The 15563-nt window shown below is 39.8% G+C and carries 13 protein-coding genes; 7 read left to right on the top strand and 6 right to left on the bottom strand.

Annotated elements, in window-relative coordinates:
• The first annotated feature begins 54 nt into the window (after positions 1–54).
• The 5 genes from larB (at position 55) to RMX89_RS02105 (ending at position 5285) form a co-directional block, all read left to right on the top strand.
• Positions 55–843, top strand: a complete 789-nt coding sequence (gene larB, locus RMX89_RS02085; RefSeq protein ID WP_322687735.1) for a nickel pincer cofactor biosynthesis protein LarB — start codon at positions 55–57, stop codon at positions 841–843.
• A gap of 106 nt (positions 844–949) precedes the next feature.
• On the top strand, positions 950–1156 hold the full coding sequence (locus RMX89_RS02090) for a hypothetical protein (RefSeq protein WP_094348493.1): 207 nt from the start codon (positions 950–952) through the stop codon (positions 1154–1156).
• A 104-nt stretch (positions 1157–1260) separates the two neighbouring features.
• Positions 1261–2646: an argininosuccinate lyase gene (gene argH, locus RMX89_RS02095; RefSeq protein WP_322687736.1), complete on the top strand. Its 1386-nt coding sequence runs from the start codon at positions 1261–1263 to the stop codon at positions 2644–2646.
• 1091 nt (positions 2647–3737) lie between these two features.
• The gene (locus RMX89_RS02100; protein ID WP_322669806.1) at positions 3738–4232 is read left to right on the top strand and encodes an NUDIX hydrolase; all 495 of its coding nucleotides are present in this window, start codon (positions 3738–3740) and stop codon (positions 4230–4232) included.
• A 210-nt stretch (positions 4233–4442) separates the two neighbouring features.
• Entirely contained in the window at positions 4443–5285 is an 843-nt protein-coding gene (locus RMX89_RS02105; protein WP_322687737.1) for an alpha/beta hydrolase, read from the top strand.
• On the opposite strand, the gene RMX89_RS02110 is transcribed toward RMX89_RS02105, so the two are convergent.
• From RMX89_RS02110 to RMX89_RS02120, 3 genes are all read right to left on the bottom strand, one after another.
• Entirely contained in the window at positions 5277–5741 is a 465-nt protein-coding gene (locus tag RMX89_RS02110; protein WP_322687738.1) for a type II toxin-antitoxin system VapC family toxin, read from the bottom strand. The two genes, RMX89_RS02105 and RMX89_RS02110, sit on opposite strands and share 9 nt — an antisense overlap.
• A gap of 14 nt (positions 5742–5755) precedes the next feature.
• Positions 5756–6232, bottom strand: a complete 477-nt coding sequence (locus tag RMX89_RS02115) for a hypothetical protein (protein WP_322687739.1) — start codon at positions 6230–6232, stop codon at positions 5756–5758.
• Positions 6233–6314: 82 nt separating this feature from the next.
• Positions 6315–7163, bottom strand: coding sequence for a pantothenate kinase (locus RMX89_RS02120; RefSeq protein WP_322687740.1), 849 nt, complete (start codon positions 7161–7163; stop codon positions 6315–6317).
• 109 nt (positions 7164–7272) lie between these two features.
• Between RMX89_RS02120 and RMX89_RS02125 the strand changes: the two genes are divergently transcribed.
• On the top strand, positions 7273–8997 hold the full coding sequence (locus RMX89_RS02125) for a diflavin flavoprotein (RefSeq protein ID WP_322669810.1): 1725 nt from the start codon (positions 7273–7275) through the stop codon (positions 8995–8997).
• Between the two features lie 137 nt (positions 8998–9134).
• Positions 9135–10847 (top strand): diflavin flavoprotein, encoded by a 1713-nt coding sequence (locus RMX89_RS02130; RefSeq protein ID WP_322687741.1) that lies wholly within the window; start codon positions 9135–9137, stop codon positions 10845–10847.
• A 220-nt stretch (positions 10848–11067) separates the two neighbouring features.
• On the opposite strand, the gene RMX89_RS02135 is transcribed toward RMX89_RS02130, so the two are convergent.
• The 3 genes from RMX89_RS02135 to RMX89_RS02145 all read right to left on the bottom strand — a co-directional run bounded on the left by RMX89_RS02135 (position 11068) and on the right by RMX89_RS02145 (position 15429).
• Positions 11068–12816, bottom strand: a complete 1749-nt coding sequence (locus RMX89_RS02135; protein ID WP_322687742.1) for a serine/threonine-protein kinase — start codon at positions 12814–12816, stop codon at positions 11068–11070.
• 18 nt (positions 12817–12834) lie between these two features.
• Positions 12835–13737: a serine/threonine-protein kinase gene (locus RMX89_RS02140; protein ID WP_322687743.1), complete on the bottom strand. Its 903-nt coding sequence runs from the start codon at positions 13735–13737 to the stop codon at positions 12835–12837.
• Between the two features lie 114 nt (positions 13738–13851).
• Positions 13852–15429, bottom strand: a complete 1578-nt coding sequence (locus tag RMX89_RS02145; protein ID WP_322687744.1) for an NB-ARC domain-containing protein — start codon at positions 15427–15429, stop codon at positions 13852–13854.
• Between the last annotated feature and the right edge of the window lie 134 nt (positions 15430–15563).

The following is a 15563-nucleotide window of genomic DNA, read 5'->3' on the forward strand; positions in this document are numbered from 1 at the left end:
GGGCATTGTTTATTCACAAAAAACAAATGACAAATGACAAAGGAAAAATGACCCATGACCAATGAAAAAACTTTGCGATCGCTCTTAGAAGCGGTTGCTAATGGTAAAGTTACGCCAGATACGGCATTAGACTCACTCAAAGATTTAACTTATGAATCTGTAGGTGAATTTGCCAAAATTGACCATCATCGCCAGCTAAGAACTGGTTTTCCAGAGGTGATTTGGGGCCCTGGTAAGACTCCCGACCAAATTGCTCAAATTATCGAGGTGATGCGCCTCCGCAATCCGGTCGTGATGGCAACTCGTATCGAAGCAGCAGTTTATACCGTATTGCAATCAAAAGTTAGCGGTTTGCGATATTACGAATCGGCGCGAATTTGTGCGATCGCTCCCCCTACCATCGAACCACAATTTGCAGGTGAAATTGGCATTCTTTCTGCTGGTACTGCCGATTTAGCCGTTGCTGAAGAAGCGGCTGTCACTGCTGAACTTTCTGGTTTTCGGGTACAGCGTCTCTGGGATGTTGGTGTTGCTGGAATTCACCGTTTGCTGAGTAACCGCCACCTGATTGAATCAGCATCGGTGTTGATTGTTGTGGCGGGGATGGAAGGCGCTTTACCCAGCGTTGTTGCAGGTTTAGCGAGTTGTCCTGTAATTGCCGTACCCACCAGCATCGGTTATGGCGCAAGTTTTGGTGGTTTAGCACCTTTATTGACAATGCTTAACTCTTGTGCTGCGGGAGTAGGTGTAGTAAATATCGATAATGGTTTTGGTGCAGCAGTTTTGGCGGGGCAAATTTTGCGGACTGCCGAGAAATTGCGGTTGGCATCGGCTGCATCTTGAGTTAAGACATTGAAGTTATATCTAATATTTCAGTAAATATCAGTACTCAATGTAAAAAATGAACTGATACTGGAATTTTTCAGTCCTAACTTCTTAATTACCAAATATGAGCAATTACAGCGATTTGACATCTCAGTTACTTTGGCATTTGCCTGTAAATTTGACGGCACTAGCACAAACAATCACCGATCCAAACGTTATGGGTCAGATGCAAAAAGCTTGGAGCCACTTTATACAAACAGGTCAAGTGTGGGCATTGTTGATTGGTTTAGTCATTGGCTATATGATTCGGAATCTAACTAGCTACGGTTAAATTTAAAAGTTAGGAGTTTAAAGTGAGGAGTGAGAAGTTAGGAGTCAAAAACTCATAATTCCTCACTCTTAACTCTTAACTCTCGCCCACTCTTTTGATAATTTATGACCAAAGAAGAAACTTGGAGCCAGCGGTTTGAATCAGCGTTGCATCCAGCGATCGCTCGTTTTAATGCCAGTATAAGTTTTGATATTGAATTAATCGAATATGACCTTACTGGTTCTCAAGCTCATGCCAAAATGCTTGCTCACACGGGTATCATCTCTCCAGAAGAAGGAGAGCAACTGGTTGCCGGTTTAGAACAAATTCGCCAAGAGTACCGCCAGGGGAAATTTCAGCCCGGTGTCGATGCTGAAGATGTACATTTTGCAGTTGAACGCCGACTGACAGAAATTGTTGGCGATGTAGGTAAAAAGGTGCATACAGCGCGATCGCGTAATGACCAAGTTGGCACCGATACCAGACTCTACCTGCGCGACCAAATCCAACAAATCAAAAGCGAATTGCGAGAATTTCAAGGTGTTTTACTAGATATAGCTGAAAAGCACGTTGAAACTTTGATTCCTGGCTATACCCACCTGCAACGCGCTCAACCCCTGAGTTTAGCTCACCACCTCTTGGCATACTTTCAAATGGCGCAACGTGACTGGGAACGCTTAGGAGACGTTTCTCGCCGCGTGAATATTTCACCTTTGGGATGTGGTGCTTTAGCAGGAACTACTTTCCCTATCGATCGCCACTACACAGCCAAACTCTTGAATTTTGACGATATTTATGCTAATAGCCTCGATGGAGTGAGCGATCGCGATTTTGCGATCGAATTTTTGTGTGCTGCTAGCTTGATTATGGTTCACCTCAGCCGCCTTGCAGAAGAAGTCATTCTTTGGTCATCTGAAGAATTTCGCTTCGTCACCCTCAAAGATAGCTGTGCTACAGGTTCCAGTATCATGCCTCAAAAGAAAAACCCTGATGTTCCAGAATTGGTGCGGGGAAAAACAGGACGTGTATTCGGTCATCTCCAGGCGATGTTAGTCATCATGAAAGGGCTACCCCTGGCATATAACAAAGATTTACAAGAAGATAAAGAAGGTCTATTTGATAGCGTTAATACAGTCAAAGCTTCTCTAGAAGCGATGACGATTTTGCTCAGGGAAGGGTTAGAATTTCGTACTCAGCGGTTAGCATCAGCTGTAGCGGAGGATTTTTCTAATGCCACCGATGTAGCAGATTATTTGGCAGCACGGGGCGTTCCTTTTCGGGAAGCTTACAACCTTGTGGGTAAGGTAGTAAAAACTAGTATTGCCGCAGGTAAACTCCTAAAAGATTTAAAATTGGAAGAGTGGCAACAAATACATCCGGCATTTGCAGCAGATATTTATGAGGCGATATCCCCCCGTCAAGTTGTTGCTGCCCGCAACAGTTACGGAGGTACTGGCTTTGTTCAGGTAAACAAAGCACTCATAGCCGCCCGTGCTCAAATTGCTCAATAGAGGGATTGGGAAACTGGGGAGTAGGGACAAGGGGGACAAAAAAGATAAGGGAGACAAGGGGAATAACTAATGCCCAATGCCCAATGCCCAATGCCCAATGCCCAATGCCCCAATCCCCAAAAATAAATAAGGGCGTACAAATAAATGTGCGCCCTAAAAGGTAAATAACCCAAACAATAAGGATTTAGGCAGACAACTTATTCAGTGTCAGCTGCTGCTGCGCCTTCTTCTTCCTCACTCTTTGGTGGTCTTTGTTGGAACCTTCTCTGCATTCTTCCTGTCGTAGTCCGTTTACGAAACTTTCTGGCATACGCCTGGTTACGTAGCGCCTTTTCTTTTTTCGGGTTACGGCGCTTGGCCATGTTCACCTCTATTAATAAACAACAAAAAAGTAGCAACTAGGCATCACGTAGGCAATATTAGTTACCAATGTTATTGATATACTTTTAACCTAGTGCAGCAATAAATACGCTTTAAACAGTGTACTAGTCTATCGCATTATACCTAACTTTGTCAATAAAAATTCTGAATTATCTCCACTAGCAAGACGAAAAATATCTTTTATTAGATTCCAATGTGTCAAATAGATTGTAAAATAGCTCACTAGTTGTTATAGAAACAAACCAATTTTATTAATAAATAATTCAGTAATTAGTCATCAAAACTTAGCAGGCATAGGTGAATTTAAGCATGAAGTCTAATATTTGATTGAGCGATATTTAAATTAAGAGGAGGTCTTAAACTCTAGTTAATTGCCTCTTATAAATTCAGATATTCAGAATTTTGGATTTTGACTTATTATTCATATTTTTTTATGTTTACTGAAAAACTATAAGTGATAGCTAGTTTCAATACCACTAATACTTGCCATAAACTAAAAATATACCTGATTCAATAAATAGTATGTATATATAAATACAGTGCTTCTATTGAAACTTGATGTTAGAATCGATAGTATTCTACGTAAATCGTAAGAATAAAATCTCAACCCACAAACATTTTTGTATAAAATAAAACTCAACCAAAATTTTATTAGTTGAGCTTATGTAAGTGGTAGGGAAATATAGAATACAACACATAAATTTTGAAGATTGAACGTTATTGCTTTTTTTCCGGCAGCTGTCGAGTCCACACGTAGCTTATGGCGTATTGGACAAACAGTATTGGGTATAATATTTCGTCATCCCATTACTGGCACTAGTATCATCCCAATTTTACCCGATGGTCGGATTGTACTGATCCGACGGCGCGACAATGGTCTTTGGTCATTGCCTGGAGGGATTGTAGATTGGGGAGAAGATATTCCCAATACAGTGCGCCGGGAATTAATGGAGGAAACCGGGCTAGAATTGGTGAAAATTAACCGTTTAGTAGGAGTTTACTCTGCACCAGACCGCGATCCCAGAATCCATTCAATTTGTATTGTGGTTGAAGCCGAGGTGCATGGGACAATGGAGATTCAAGACACCTTAGAAGTCATGGAAATCCAAGCTTTCTCTCCCAGTTTACTACCTTCAGGAAAGATGTCTCACGACCATACTCGGCAGTTGCAAGACTACTTGAATGGTTTGACAACATTGGCATAATAATATTTTGTCATTTGTCATTTGTCATTTGTCATTGGTTATTTCCACCAAGGTTATGATTTAAGGAATCCTCTCTCCTCTACGATAGGCTTCCCCAAGGAGACGCTAAACGAATTGCACCACACCTTTGTGTTTGTAATTTGACTAATGACTAATGACCAATGACTAATGACTATTTATTATGATGCTGAAAGTTAACTACTAAATAAAATGGATACACTATTGCGTAACTCCCGGAGAAAGCTCTCTCAAGGGCTATTATTCTGGCGTGAAGTCGGTGAAAAAACTCCTATAATTTTTTTACATGGTGCTTGGAATGAGAGCAGTCAATGGTTATCTGTGATGGAATCCCTTGCACAAGATTTTCATTGTTTTGCACCTGATTTGTTAGGGTTTGGTGAATCAGAAAATCCTAATATCTATCATTCGATAGATTTACAAGTTGAGTGTTTAGCTGAATTTTTGCAAGCTGTGAAGCTAGAAAAACTATATTTAGTGGGGCATTCTCTTGGGGGTTGGATTGCTGCTAGCTATGCTTTAAAGTATCCAGAGAAAGTTGATGGTGTGGTACTGCTAGCACCAGAGGGCGTAGAGATAGCAGGACAAGAAGAGTATTGCCAGAAAATGCGGCGATTATTGAATTATCCACCACTAGTAGTTAAATTGTTGCGATCGCTCAGTCCTTTGACTAAAATCCTGGGTTGGCATGAAAAAATTGCACAAGACTTGCAGTTGCGTCAATCGCTATTGCCGTATCCCATAGGTTGTCAGTTACTTTTCAAACGGCGACAAGTAGAAATTGAGGCGGAATTACTGCAAAAGCAGCTTTACATGATAGATGTCCCAGTTTTTATTTTACAAGGTGGCCAAGATACACCAGATGCTTTAGCCAGAAGCCGTGTTTTTGCTCAACTTATACCGAAAGTCGAGTTGAAAATGATTGCTCATGCCGGAAATGACTTGCCAGAATCTTGTGCTGAGGTTGTGGCGGTTGAGATTCGGGAATTTATTGAAGGTATTTTAAAAAGCCATAATTTAAACGAATTAAACTAGCTCATTAAGAGTTTGCTGCCAATCGACAACACATATTCCTTCGCTCTCAAAACGTGATATGTGTTTCAAGTTTGTTGTCACAATTATGACCTGATCAAAACTCTTCAATTGGAGAATTGCTTGAGCAGCAAGAATTACATCACCATCCAAACTTTCATTGCTTGCTGTAGGTTTCCCCTGGTTTCTTACCCATGCCCATAGTTCAGCTGCTTTTCGCATCGTTTCGGGAGTCAGTGGTATGAGACAAATTTGGCTAAGTTTGTTGAGGCGATCTATACTCTTTTGTTTTCCTTGTCTCAATAGTTCACGCCGAAGTTCATAATCGGCTATTTCGGGCACAAGTATAACAGTTTCGGTTTTCCCTAACGATCTCAACCACTGTTGGACTTTTGGGTTTACTTTTGGATGCGTTACTTGACTCAAAGGATGAGTGTCTAGCAATACGGCTCTACTCATCTGTGTTTTTACACTTACATGCGATTTTGATTCAAGCCTGTCTCAACCTGTGGGTATGTTTGTTCATCATATCCCGATTCATCAGCCATCCATTCGTCAACCAATCCTATTACTTTTTCTAAGGTATCATCCACTTTTGCTTCCGATTCAGAAAATTGGGCAACTTGATTTTGCCTTAATTCTCGTAACCAGGTTGGCAAGGGATTTGTTGCATTTGTTCTGGGTGTATTTATGGTTACAAGTGCAGCAAGGATGTCTACGTCGTTATTATTATTATCAATGAATGTAAATCTACTAAAACTCCCACGATATGCAATATTTTCAGTTATCTGAACGTTACGCCAACGAAACAAAGGTGGTTGAGCTTTAGCCAATGACAACGATTGTCCCTCAATCAAGGCATCAATTTTTGCCCTAACTGCCAGCAATTCTGCTGAAGAAAGGGCATCCAATTGCTGCATAATTACATCTAGCTGTGAACTTTTGGGCATAGTTTATTTAGGGATAAACTTCTCTTTTAATTGTATGCTATCTGGGCTTTGGATTGTCTCTTTGCCGTGAAAACTCGGATTCCTATTCCTTATTCTCCATTACTATTTTCTGCATTCCCAAAAAAATCAAATTTGGTTCCACAATTAAACGTGTTGCAATTTCAGGATATAAAATTTGCAAATAGTTAATCAAGAAAGTGCGATCGCCCCCTTTAATTGCAATCTTACCATTAGGAAATAATTGCAACCAGGCTTCAATAAAATCTTTGATTCCAGCTAAGACTGTGTAAATTACTCCGCTTTGAATTGCTTCTGTAGTATTAAGAGCAAAACGTGGTGGCAGAGACGGTAACTTTTGCATTTCAACTAATGGTAATTGTCCTGTTTTTTGACCGAGAGTTGCAAATTGCAAGCCTAATCCTGGCAAAATTGCACCTCCAACTAGACACTCATTAGCATCCGCAGCCGTGAAAGTTAGCGCTGTTCCAGCATCAATTACCAACATCGGAAAACCCCAAGTTTTCGCCGCACCCCACAAAGCTAAAGCGCGGTCAATTCCTAGTGTGGGATACACGCCTTTTAGTGGTATTTGGTCTAAGGTAATAACGCGAACATTTGGGTAAGTTTGCCAAATAGCAGTTTGACTGGGAACTACTGAGGCAAGAACAAGAGGGCACGGGGGCAGAGAGACAAAAGCGCAAAGGGGTGGAGTATTTGTGAGAAAATTACTTTGTTGATGGCTTGGAGAAATTGCCAGCAATAAATCATCTAGGGTTTGAAATTCAGTTAGATGTTGTATGACAGACTCAGCAAGATAGTCGGTATCCCAAGCTGAGTAAAGTGTCTCGCCAATAAACAATGCCCAATGCAGCCGCGAATTACCAATTTCCAAGGCTAGCCAAATTTCCTCTCTGTGCCTCTGTGGTTTCACACTTTTAACTTTTTTAAGTCAACTATAGGTTTTTTAATAAAAATTAACATTAAAGCCGTGTAACAATAAAAGAAGAGGAAGAAATACTCATTGTGTCAAGGAGGGAGTTATGGTAGCACTCACAGAAAAAACTGAAAAACGGCTCACCATACAGACTGTAGAGATTGCTCAAGAGACAACGGCTATTCGCTCTTTGGATTGGGATCGCGATCGCTTCGATATTGAGTTTGGTCTGCAAAACGGCACCACTTATAACTCGTTTCTCATTCGCGGGGAGCAGACTGCCTTAGTTGATACCTCCCACGAAAAATTTCGCCAACTATACTTTGATACGCTCACCGGATTAATCAACCCAACAGAAATTGATTATTTAATTATCAGCCACACGGAGCCAGACCATAGCGGTTTAGTTAAAGATTTGCTGCTTATGGCTCCAGAAATAACCGTTGTCGGTTCTAAAGTGGCGATTCAGTTTCTGGAGAATTTGGTACATCAGCCATTTAAACGGCGGATTGTGAAAAATGGCGATCGCTTAGATTTGGGCAATGGGCATGAATTTGAATTCGTGATTGCTCCAAATTTACATTGGCCGGATACCATTTTCAGCTTTGACCACAAAACCAAAATTCTCTACACCTGCGACGCTTTTGGGTTGCACTATTGCTCAGATAGCACCTTTGATGAAAACCTGGCAGCGATCGAAGAAGACTTTCATTACTACTACGATTGCTTGATGGGGCCCAATGCCCGATCGGTTCTATCTGCGCTGAAGCGGATGGCGGAACTGAAAACGATCGACATGATTGCCACAGGGCACGGCCCATTATTATCTCACAATGTAGAAGAACTAGTTGGACGTTACCGCACTTGGAGCCAAAGCCAAACCAAGGCAGAAACAATAATTGGGATATTTTACGTTTCTGAATACGGATATAGCGATCGCCTAGCGCAAGCAATTGCCAACGGTATCGGTAAAACCGGTGTCGCAGTGGAAATTGTCGATTTGGGATCTGAAGTCGATTTACAAGAACTGCGGGAACTAGTTAGCCGTTGTGCTGGACTAGTCGTTGGATTACCTCCGGCTTCTGGCGCTGCGAACATCCAAGCTGCACTTAGCACAGTTTTAGGATCGACCAAAGAAAAGCAAGCTATCGGCGTATTTGAAACCGGTGGTGGCGATGATGAGCCAATAGATCCTTTGGTGAGTAAATTCCGCAATTTAGGTTTGACAACAGTTTTTCCACCAATTCGGATTAAACAAACGCCTACGGAAAATACCTACAAGTTGTGTGAAGAAGCGGGTACAGACTTAGCTCAATGGGTAACACGCGATCGCAACATCAAAGCGATGAAATCCCTTGGTGCTGACTTAGATAAAGCACTAGGTAGAATCAGCGGTGGGTTATATATTATTACTGCTAAAAAAGGCGATGTATCCAGTGCCATGCTAGCCTCTTGGGTTGCTCAAGCTAGCTTCAAACCGTTGGGATTCTCGATTGCAGTCGCCAAAGATCGGGCAATTGAATCACTCATGCAAGTAGGCGATCGCTTTGTTCTCAACGTTTTAGAAGAAGGCAATTTCCAACCATTAATGAAACACTTTTTGAAACGGTTCGCCCCTGGCGCAGATCGTTTTCAAGGTGTGAGAACTCAGCCAGCCGAAAATGGTGCGCCCATCCTCAACGATGCCCTCGCCTACATGGAGTGTGAAGTCATCAGCAGAATGGATTGCGGCGATCATTGGGGAGTATATAGCACAGTCTACGCCGGAGGAGTTTCTAAACCAGAAAGTTTGACTGCTGTGCATCACCGTAAAGTTGGCAACCACTACTAAAAAGTTAGGAGTTAGGAGTTAGGAGTTGTAGAGACGAGATCGTCTCTACAACGGAAGTTCAAAAATTTTGATTAACGACTTTCTTCAACTCATAACTCATAACTCATAACTCATAACTCATAACTCTTGTTTTAGCTATGTCAAAAAACAAACCCCGTGACGTTCAAGTTTTCCCGATTGCGACAGATACGAGAATACTGCGATCGCGCAGTTGGTCAAGGCTGAGATTTGAAATTGAATATGCTCTTGCTAAGGGTACAACTGCTAATTCTTATTTAATTGAAAGCGAGAAAACCGCCATTATCGATCCTCCAGGGGAAACCTTTACGCAAATTTATTTAGAAGCTTTGCAACAACGTTTCCATCTTGAAGATTTAGATTATGTAATTTTGGGACACGTAAATCCTAACCGTGCTGCAACTTTAAAAGCTTTATTAAAAATTGCCCCGCAAATCACCTTTGTGTGTTCTAATCCAGGGGCGAGAAATTTACGTGCGGCGTTGGAAAATCAAGATTTGCAAATTCTTGTGATGCGGGGCGAGGAAACTCTAGATTTGGGTAATGGGCATAATTTAGAATTTATTCCCACTCCCAATCCCCGCTATGCCGATCAACTTTGCACCTACGATCCACAAACAGAAATTCTCTACACAGATAAGTTATTTGGGGCGCACGTTTGTGGAGATCAGGTATTTGATGAAGGCTGGGAAGTATATAACGAAGATCGGCGCTATTATTTTGATTGCCTGATGGCTCCCCACGCTCGTCAAGTTGAAACAGCGCTGGAGAAATTAGCTGATTTCCCCGTGCGAATGTATGCCACTGGACACGGGCCTTTGGTACGCTATGGCTTAATCGACCTGACCAAAGCTTATCGGGAATGGAGTCAACAACAAACTTCTGCTGACTTGACAGTAGCGTTAATTTATGCATCTGCTTATGGAAATACAGCCACATTAGCCCAAGCGATCGCTCGTGGGATCACGAAAGCTGGTGTAGCTGTAGAATCGATTAACTGCGAATTTACAGAACCAGAAGAAATCCGAGCGGCTGTGGAAAAAGCGGGTGGTTTCATCATCGGTTCTCCCACTCTCGGCGGTCATGCACCGACACCCGTGCAAACAGCTTTAGGGATTGTGCTATCCACCGCTACTAACAATAAACTTGCCGGTGCTTTTGGTTCCTTTGGCTGGAGTGGGGAAGCGGTTGATTTAATCGAGAGTAAATTAAAAGATGCTGGCTATCGGTTTGGTTTTGATACCATCCGCGTCAAATTCAAACCCGACGATGCCACCTTACAATTGTGTGAAGAAGCTGGAACCGACTTTGCCCAAGTATTGAAGAAAGCGAGAAAAGTGCGATCGCCAAGTCAACCTGCAACCAATGTAGAACAAGCAGTTGGTCGGATTGTCGGTTCTCTTTGCGTTCTCACAGCCAAAGAAGGCGATCGTTCCAGTGCCATGTTAGCTTCTTGGGTGTCTCAAGCCAGCTTTAGTCCACCTGGTCTAACCATCGCCGTTGCTAAAGACCGCGCAGTAGAAACACTGACGCATACAGGAAACAAATTTGTCCTCAATATTCTGAAAGAGGGGAATCACTTGGGATTGATGAAGCACTTCCTCAAACCTTTTGGGCCAGGACAAGACCGATTTGCTGATGTCGCTGCCGAAGAAGCTGAAAGCGGTTCTCCCATACTCACAGATGCCCTAGCATATCTCGAATGTTCCGTACAAAACCGGATGGAGTCTGGCGATCACTGGCTGGTTTATGCGACTGTCGAGAGTGGCAAATTGTTAGATACTGATGGCGTTACTGCTGTGCATCATCGCAAGTCGGCAACTCATTATTAATTGGGAATGGGGCATTGGGCATTGGGCATGGCGTAAACTCCTCATCGCCCAAAAATTTTATCTGATCGTTCTCCTTTTGGTGAGTAAGAGGTTTATTTTTGTTTCAGCTAAAAAGTAGAAGTTTGGAGAGCGATCGCTATCATCTTGTTTTCAATCGCCTATTAAAATTGGCTAGGAAACTGCTGCAACTTCAAACAAATCCTGTGAAGCCACCTTACAATCAAGGTTCTATCACCCCTGGTATATCCTTAATGGCTTGTTGTACTTCTCGAGATTTTACAAATGCTATAAATGCTTTAACTTTTGGACTAGGCGGATTTTTGTAAACCAAGAATAGCTTGCGTTTGTAAGGGTACTTTTTCTCATCCCACTGATGCCCGTCAATTTGCTGAACCGTAACATTGTCCTGCTCTGCTAGATTTATTGAACTGCCATAACCAATCGCATCAGTTCGTAATTTTGGAATCAGTTCTTGAACTTCACCATTGTTACTTAAAGTTTCAAAGTTAGAATTCTTGCAAAAATTTTTCCCATTTAGCACATTATCTTTAACAGTTACAGTAGCACCACTATTTAACGGTTTCATCAGTACTCTAATGGGTTTTTCTGCTCCTCCCAAAGCAGACCAATTAGTGATCTCACATCCGAAAATTTGCCTGAGTTGATCTGAACTAAATCCATTTGTATACGTATTTTTATTTCCTGTTACAAATACCAGTCTATCGTGTGCTATAGGCTCCTCTACCAAGTTCTTATTTTTTTCTTCAGGAGTCAAAGGACGAGAAGAAGCTGCAATAATGTCTTCCTTGCTTTTTTCAACAGCATCAATTCCGTCACCAGCAGTTTCGCTAGCTAGTATTATACGAGAATACTTATACTTTTTTTCAAATTCCCCTTTGATAATTTTCTTAATTTTTGACATGGCAGAGGAACCAGGAAGCCTAATATTTACCCTATTCAAAGGATCATCTAATGATGGAGGTTGAGTTGGTTCAATAGTTGGTGTAGGAGGTGGCTGTAAGGTACTATTCGGTGAGGTTTTAGGATTTTGACTTTGACTATTTATAAAATCTTTTACAAATATTTGACTCCTGTTTTGAAAAGAAATAACTCCTATTAATAAAAGTGGTAATATAAACCACAGGTTTTTTATTTTATTGGCTAGCGGTTTCGCTGTTATTTGAGACAAATCTTTTAAGACTTCATCGGCTGACTGATAGCGTTCTCTAAAGTCAGTATGTACCATCTTTTCTAAAATTTGGGTTAGCTTTTTATTAACTTTTTTATCATTTGGCCAAACAATTTCATTTGTTTGTGGATTCTTCTTAATCTCATCTGGAGAAACTCCAGTTAAAGCTTCAATTGCTGTCATACCCAAAGCATATAAATCACAATTTGAGTACAACGTATGGCCTTTTTCTTGTTCAGGTGCCATATAGCCTTTAGTGCCTACTGGTTGTTTTGAGAAACCTTGTGTTTTATCGTTAAAACTTAAAGTAGATATTTCATTAAATCCTCCAAAATCAATTAAAAATATCTTGCCATCACTTTGCTTTATTAAATTGGAAGGTTTAATATTAAGGTGTTTGACATTCTGTTGATGAATATACTTTAATATCTTTAAAACCTGTTGTAATAAATCTATAACCTGTTCTTCATTCAAAAGGTTATTATTTGTAATTTTATTACTTAAATTATCGCCATTAATATATTCATAAACGATATAAAATTCTTGTTGCTTCTCATACGCTTCGATAATTTGTGCAACTTGACACTGACTATAATTCAATTTTTTTAACTTTTCAATTTCTGCATGAAAGCAATTTATTGCCTGCTCTATTACCAGTTGATTGCAATCTCTTGTCTTTAAATGTTTGAGAATATGTTTTGGTTTGGAAACATCTTCTAGTTCGTTTTGTAACTGTTCATCTGTGACAATATAAGTATAACGAAACTTGATTTTATCCATAACTTCTCCTTTGTTTAACTAGCCAATTCTGCGCTGAATTTTATATCTACTATGAAGAATACTAGAAGTCTGTAGAGGAATATTTCTGAGATGCTTAAAAACCTGTTGTGCAGATTTGTAACGATGTTCTACTGAATGATGCACCATTTTGTTTAAGATATCAGCTAAATCTTTGCTAATATTTTGCTGATTCCAAATGACTTCACCTGTATCCAAAACTGGGGGTGAGTATTCTTCAATTAAAGCTTCAATTGCAACTAATCCCAATGAATAAATATCACTAGCATAGCATGGGTTCCCTCTCCTGTGTTCTGGCGCCATATATATACTTGTACCAGGAGACTGACCTGGAAGTGTCAAGCTTTTTGTCAGAAATTTATTGAGTTGTTTAACAATTCCAAAATCAATCACAAATATTTTTTTATCATGCTCTCGCACGACTAAATTTGATGGTTTGATATCTCTATGTATGATTCTTTCTTCATGAATATATGTTAGAGTTGGTAAAATATCCTTTAACATGTTAATAACATCTTGTTCTCTCCAAGGATCACTATTGTCTAGTTTCTGCTTCAGATCAAAACCATCAATATATTCTTGAACTAAGTATAGTTCTTGTTCCTCTTCAAAATAATCAATAAGTGTAGGTATTTGAGGATGATTACCTAATTTTTCTAAAGTTTTTGCTTCTTTTTCAAAGCGTGTTTTGGCTGTTGACAAAGTTAAGGGGTTAGTGAAGTCTCTCTGGTTGAGTTGTTTAACTACACACTGATTTTGACTGGGATATTGTTGATTACAGTCCTCCGCTAAATAGGTTTTCCCTTGACCACCTTGTCCTAATTGTCGAGTAACTCTGTAGCGTCCTCTTATTACTTGTCCTCTTTCGAGACTCATAAAAACTCCCACACTATATTTAGCCATTTCCTTAATCTAAATCAGTACTAAATCGTGAGTATCTATAGATAATTATATTTTTTATAGAAAAAGAGGTAGCTTTATCGTTAGTTGCAAGGTAAGGTGGTATAACTTTAATTCTTACAGTTCTTGAAATGCTGTTAAGAGATTTTCTATGTTTTCTGCTGCATAACCAATCTCTAGCTGTGATTTACCTTGCACCATTTCTTTGATAGCATCTAGTGATTCTTGAAAATTACCTTCGAGATATAACCTATTCTGAATTAAAGTAAGAATATGGTTTTTATGAGCTTCTTTGAGATTTTTATCTAAAGATTTTTTCAATGCGTGGCTTTTAAGTAGGTTAAGTTTATGAGTTTTGCTAAATGTCTGAATCTCTTGACAAACTTCTTCGGTAAATTTATTTCTAACGTACTCCCATATTGCTGGTTGAAGGGTGTAAGTTGCTTTACCTTTTTCGATTAAATCTCTTTTGGCTAAAGAATTAAGAGCATTTAAAAAGTCTGACGGTGATACTAACAAAGAAGCATTTTGCAATTTTGTTAGTGAAACTGATTCAGAATTTTCAGCAATGGCTTCTAAATAAGGAATATCATCTTTGAAGCTGGAATCTTGTTCAATTGCCAGCCAGTACATAATATCTTTTTCTAAATATGTTAAACGCTCAAATTGTTTTTCTATTAAGTCACTTATATCCATAAATACTGCTGATAAGCTTTGCTCAATAAATGCTGAAACATCACCTCCGAATAACTCTTTAATCGTTGTAGAAATGATTTTTAAGGCTAATGGATTACCTCGATACACGTTAATTAGTATTTTCCATTTTTTCCCCCCAGTCAATTTTTTTGCTTCCAATATTGCTTTAGCATCATCGAATTTCAAACCCTCAAGTAGTAATGAACGAACGGATAGGGTTTCTTCTTCAAGTAAAGCGATTTCTCTAGGTTTTTCTCGGCCGGTTATTACTAAACAACTTTTTTGACGTTCTTTTCCCAACTGTTTTAGAAGTTGACCATATTCCTTATATTTTTCTTCATACTGCCCAGCAAAATCACCTTTTTTTAAAATGGTATCCCAATTATCTAGTACGAGAAGACAACGAGAATCTTGAAATAAAATTAAATCTTCCTTAAACTTGCCGATCGCTGGAGCATCCCAAAGCGATCGCCAGATAACATAATCAAACTTACCTTCAATCTCATGGACTAACTTCGCTGCTAAAAGGCTTTTACCAATTCCCGCCATTCCCCAAATAGCTACTACTTGCGATTTATTCTCAATAATCCATTGCTTGAGCTTATTCAGTTCTTCTTGTCTACCATAAAAAACGGAAACATCTGGTCTTTCAGCCCCATCTTGGGGCATATAGGGTATGGTGTTTGCCTGAGTGAAATCTGTGTCTGCTGTTATAAAGTTATTTGTGAGCGCAGAAAAGCTATCGCTGACCCACTCTGGTTTGTATCGAGCTACTAAAGCAATCAAATCCCCTCGTCTATTCCTTTTTATACCATTTACTTCACGCTGAATTTCAAAGCGATCGCAGAGATTTTGGATATGTTTACGAACCGTAGCTATTGAAGCATCGATTTGTTCTGAGATTTGTTTATCTGTATAACTCTGTAGTACCAGCATTAACACCTCCCTTGGTTTGGGGGTTAGTTCCTGAACTTTCTTTGTGAATTCATTTTCGTCCATTTATTTTTTACTTGCCATGTGTTCTTTTTATTCATTAGTTATAGTACACATTTTACACAAAAACCACATTACTTATGAAAAATAAATTGTTGTAGATTATACAACCTACCTTCAGATGTATTATTTACAGGGTT

This window comes from Nostoc sp. DedSLP04 (assembly GCF_034530775.1).
GTDB lineage: Bacteria > Cyanobacteriota > Cyanobacteriia > Cyanobacteriales > Nostocaceae > Nostoc.

Excerpts from the sequence above, each read along its gene's own strand:
- larB (WP_322687735.1), top strand. The coding sequence starts at position 55 with ATGACCAATGAAAAAACTTTGCGATCGCTCTTAGAAGCGGTTGCTAAT.
- RMX89_RS02090 (WP_094348493.1), top strand. The coding sequence starts at position 950 with ATGAGCAATTACAGCGATTTGACATCTCAGTTACTTTGGCATTTGCCT.
- argH (WP_322687736.1), top strand. The coding sequence starts at position 1,261 with ATGACCAAAGAAGAAACTTGGAGCCAGCGGTTTGAATCAGCGTTGCAT.
- RMX89_RS02105 (WP_322687737.1), top strand. The coding sequence starts at position 4,443 with ATGGATACACTATTGCGTAACTCCCGGAGAAAGCTCTCTCAAGGGCTA.
- RMX89_RS02110 (WP_322687738.1), bottom strand. The coding sequence starts at position 5,741 with ATGAGTAGAGCCGTATTGCTAGACACTCATCCTTTGAGTCAAGTAACG.
- RMX89_RS02115 (WP_322687739.1), bottom strand. The coding sequence starts at position 6,232 with ATGCCCAAAAGTTCACAGCTAGATGTAATTATGCAGCAATTGGATGCC.
- RMX89_RS02125 (WP_322669810.1), top strand. The coding sequence starts at position 7,273 with ATGGTAGCACTCACAGAAAAAACTGAAAAACGGCTCACCATACAGACT.
- RMX89_RS02130 (WP_322687741.1), top strand. The coding sequence starts at position 9,135 with ATGTCAAAAAACAAACCCCGTGACGTTCAAGTTTTCCCGATTGCGACA.
- RMX89_RS02135 (WP_322687742.1), bottom strand. The coding sequence starts at position 12,816 with ATGGATAAAATCAAGTTTCGTTATACTTATATTGTCACAGATGAACAG.
- RMX89_RS02140 (WP_322687743.1), bottom strand. The coding sequence starts at position 13,737 with ATGGCTAAATATAGTGTGGGAGTTTTTATGAGTCTCGAAAGAGGACAA.
- RMX89_RS02145 (WP_322687744.1), bottom strand. The coding sequence starts at position 15,429 with ATGGACGAAAATGAATTCACAAAGAAAGTTCAGGAACTAACCCCCAAA.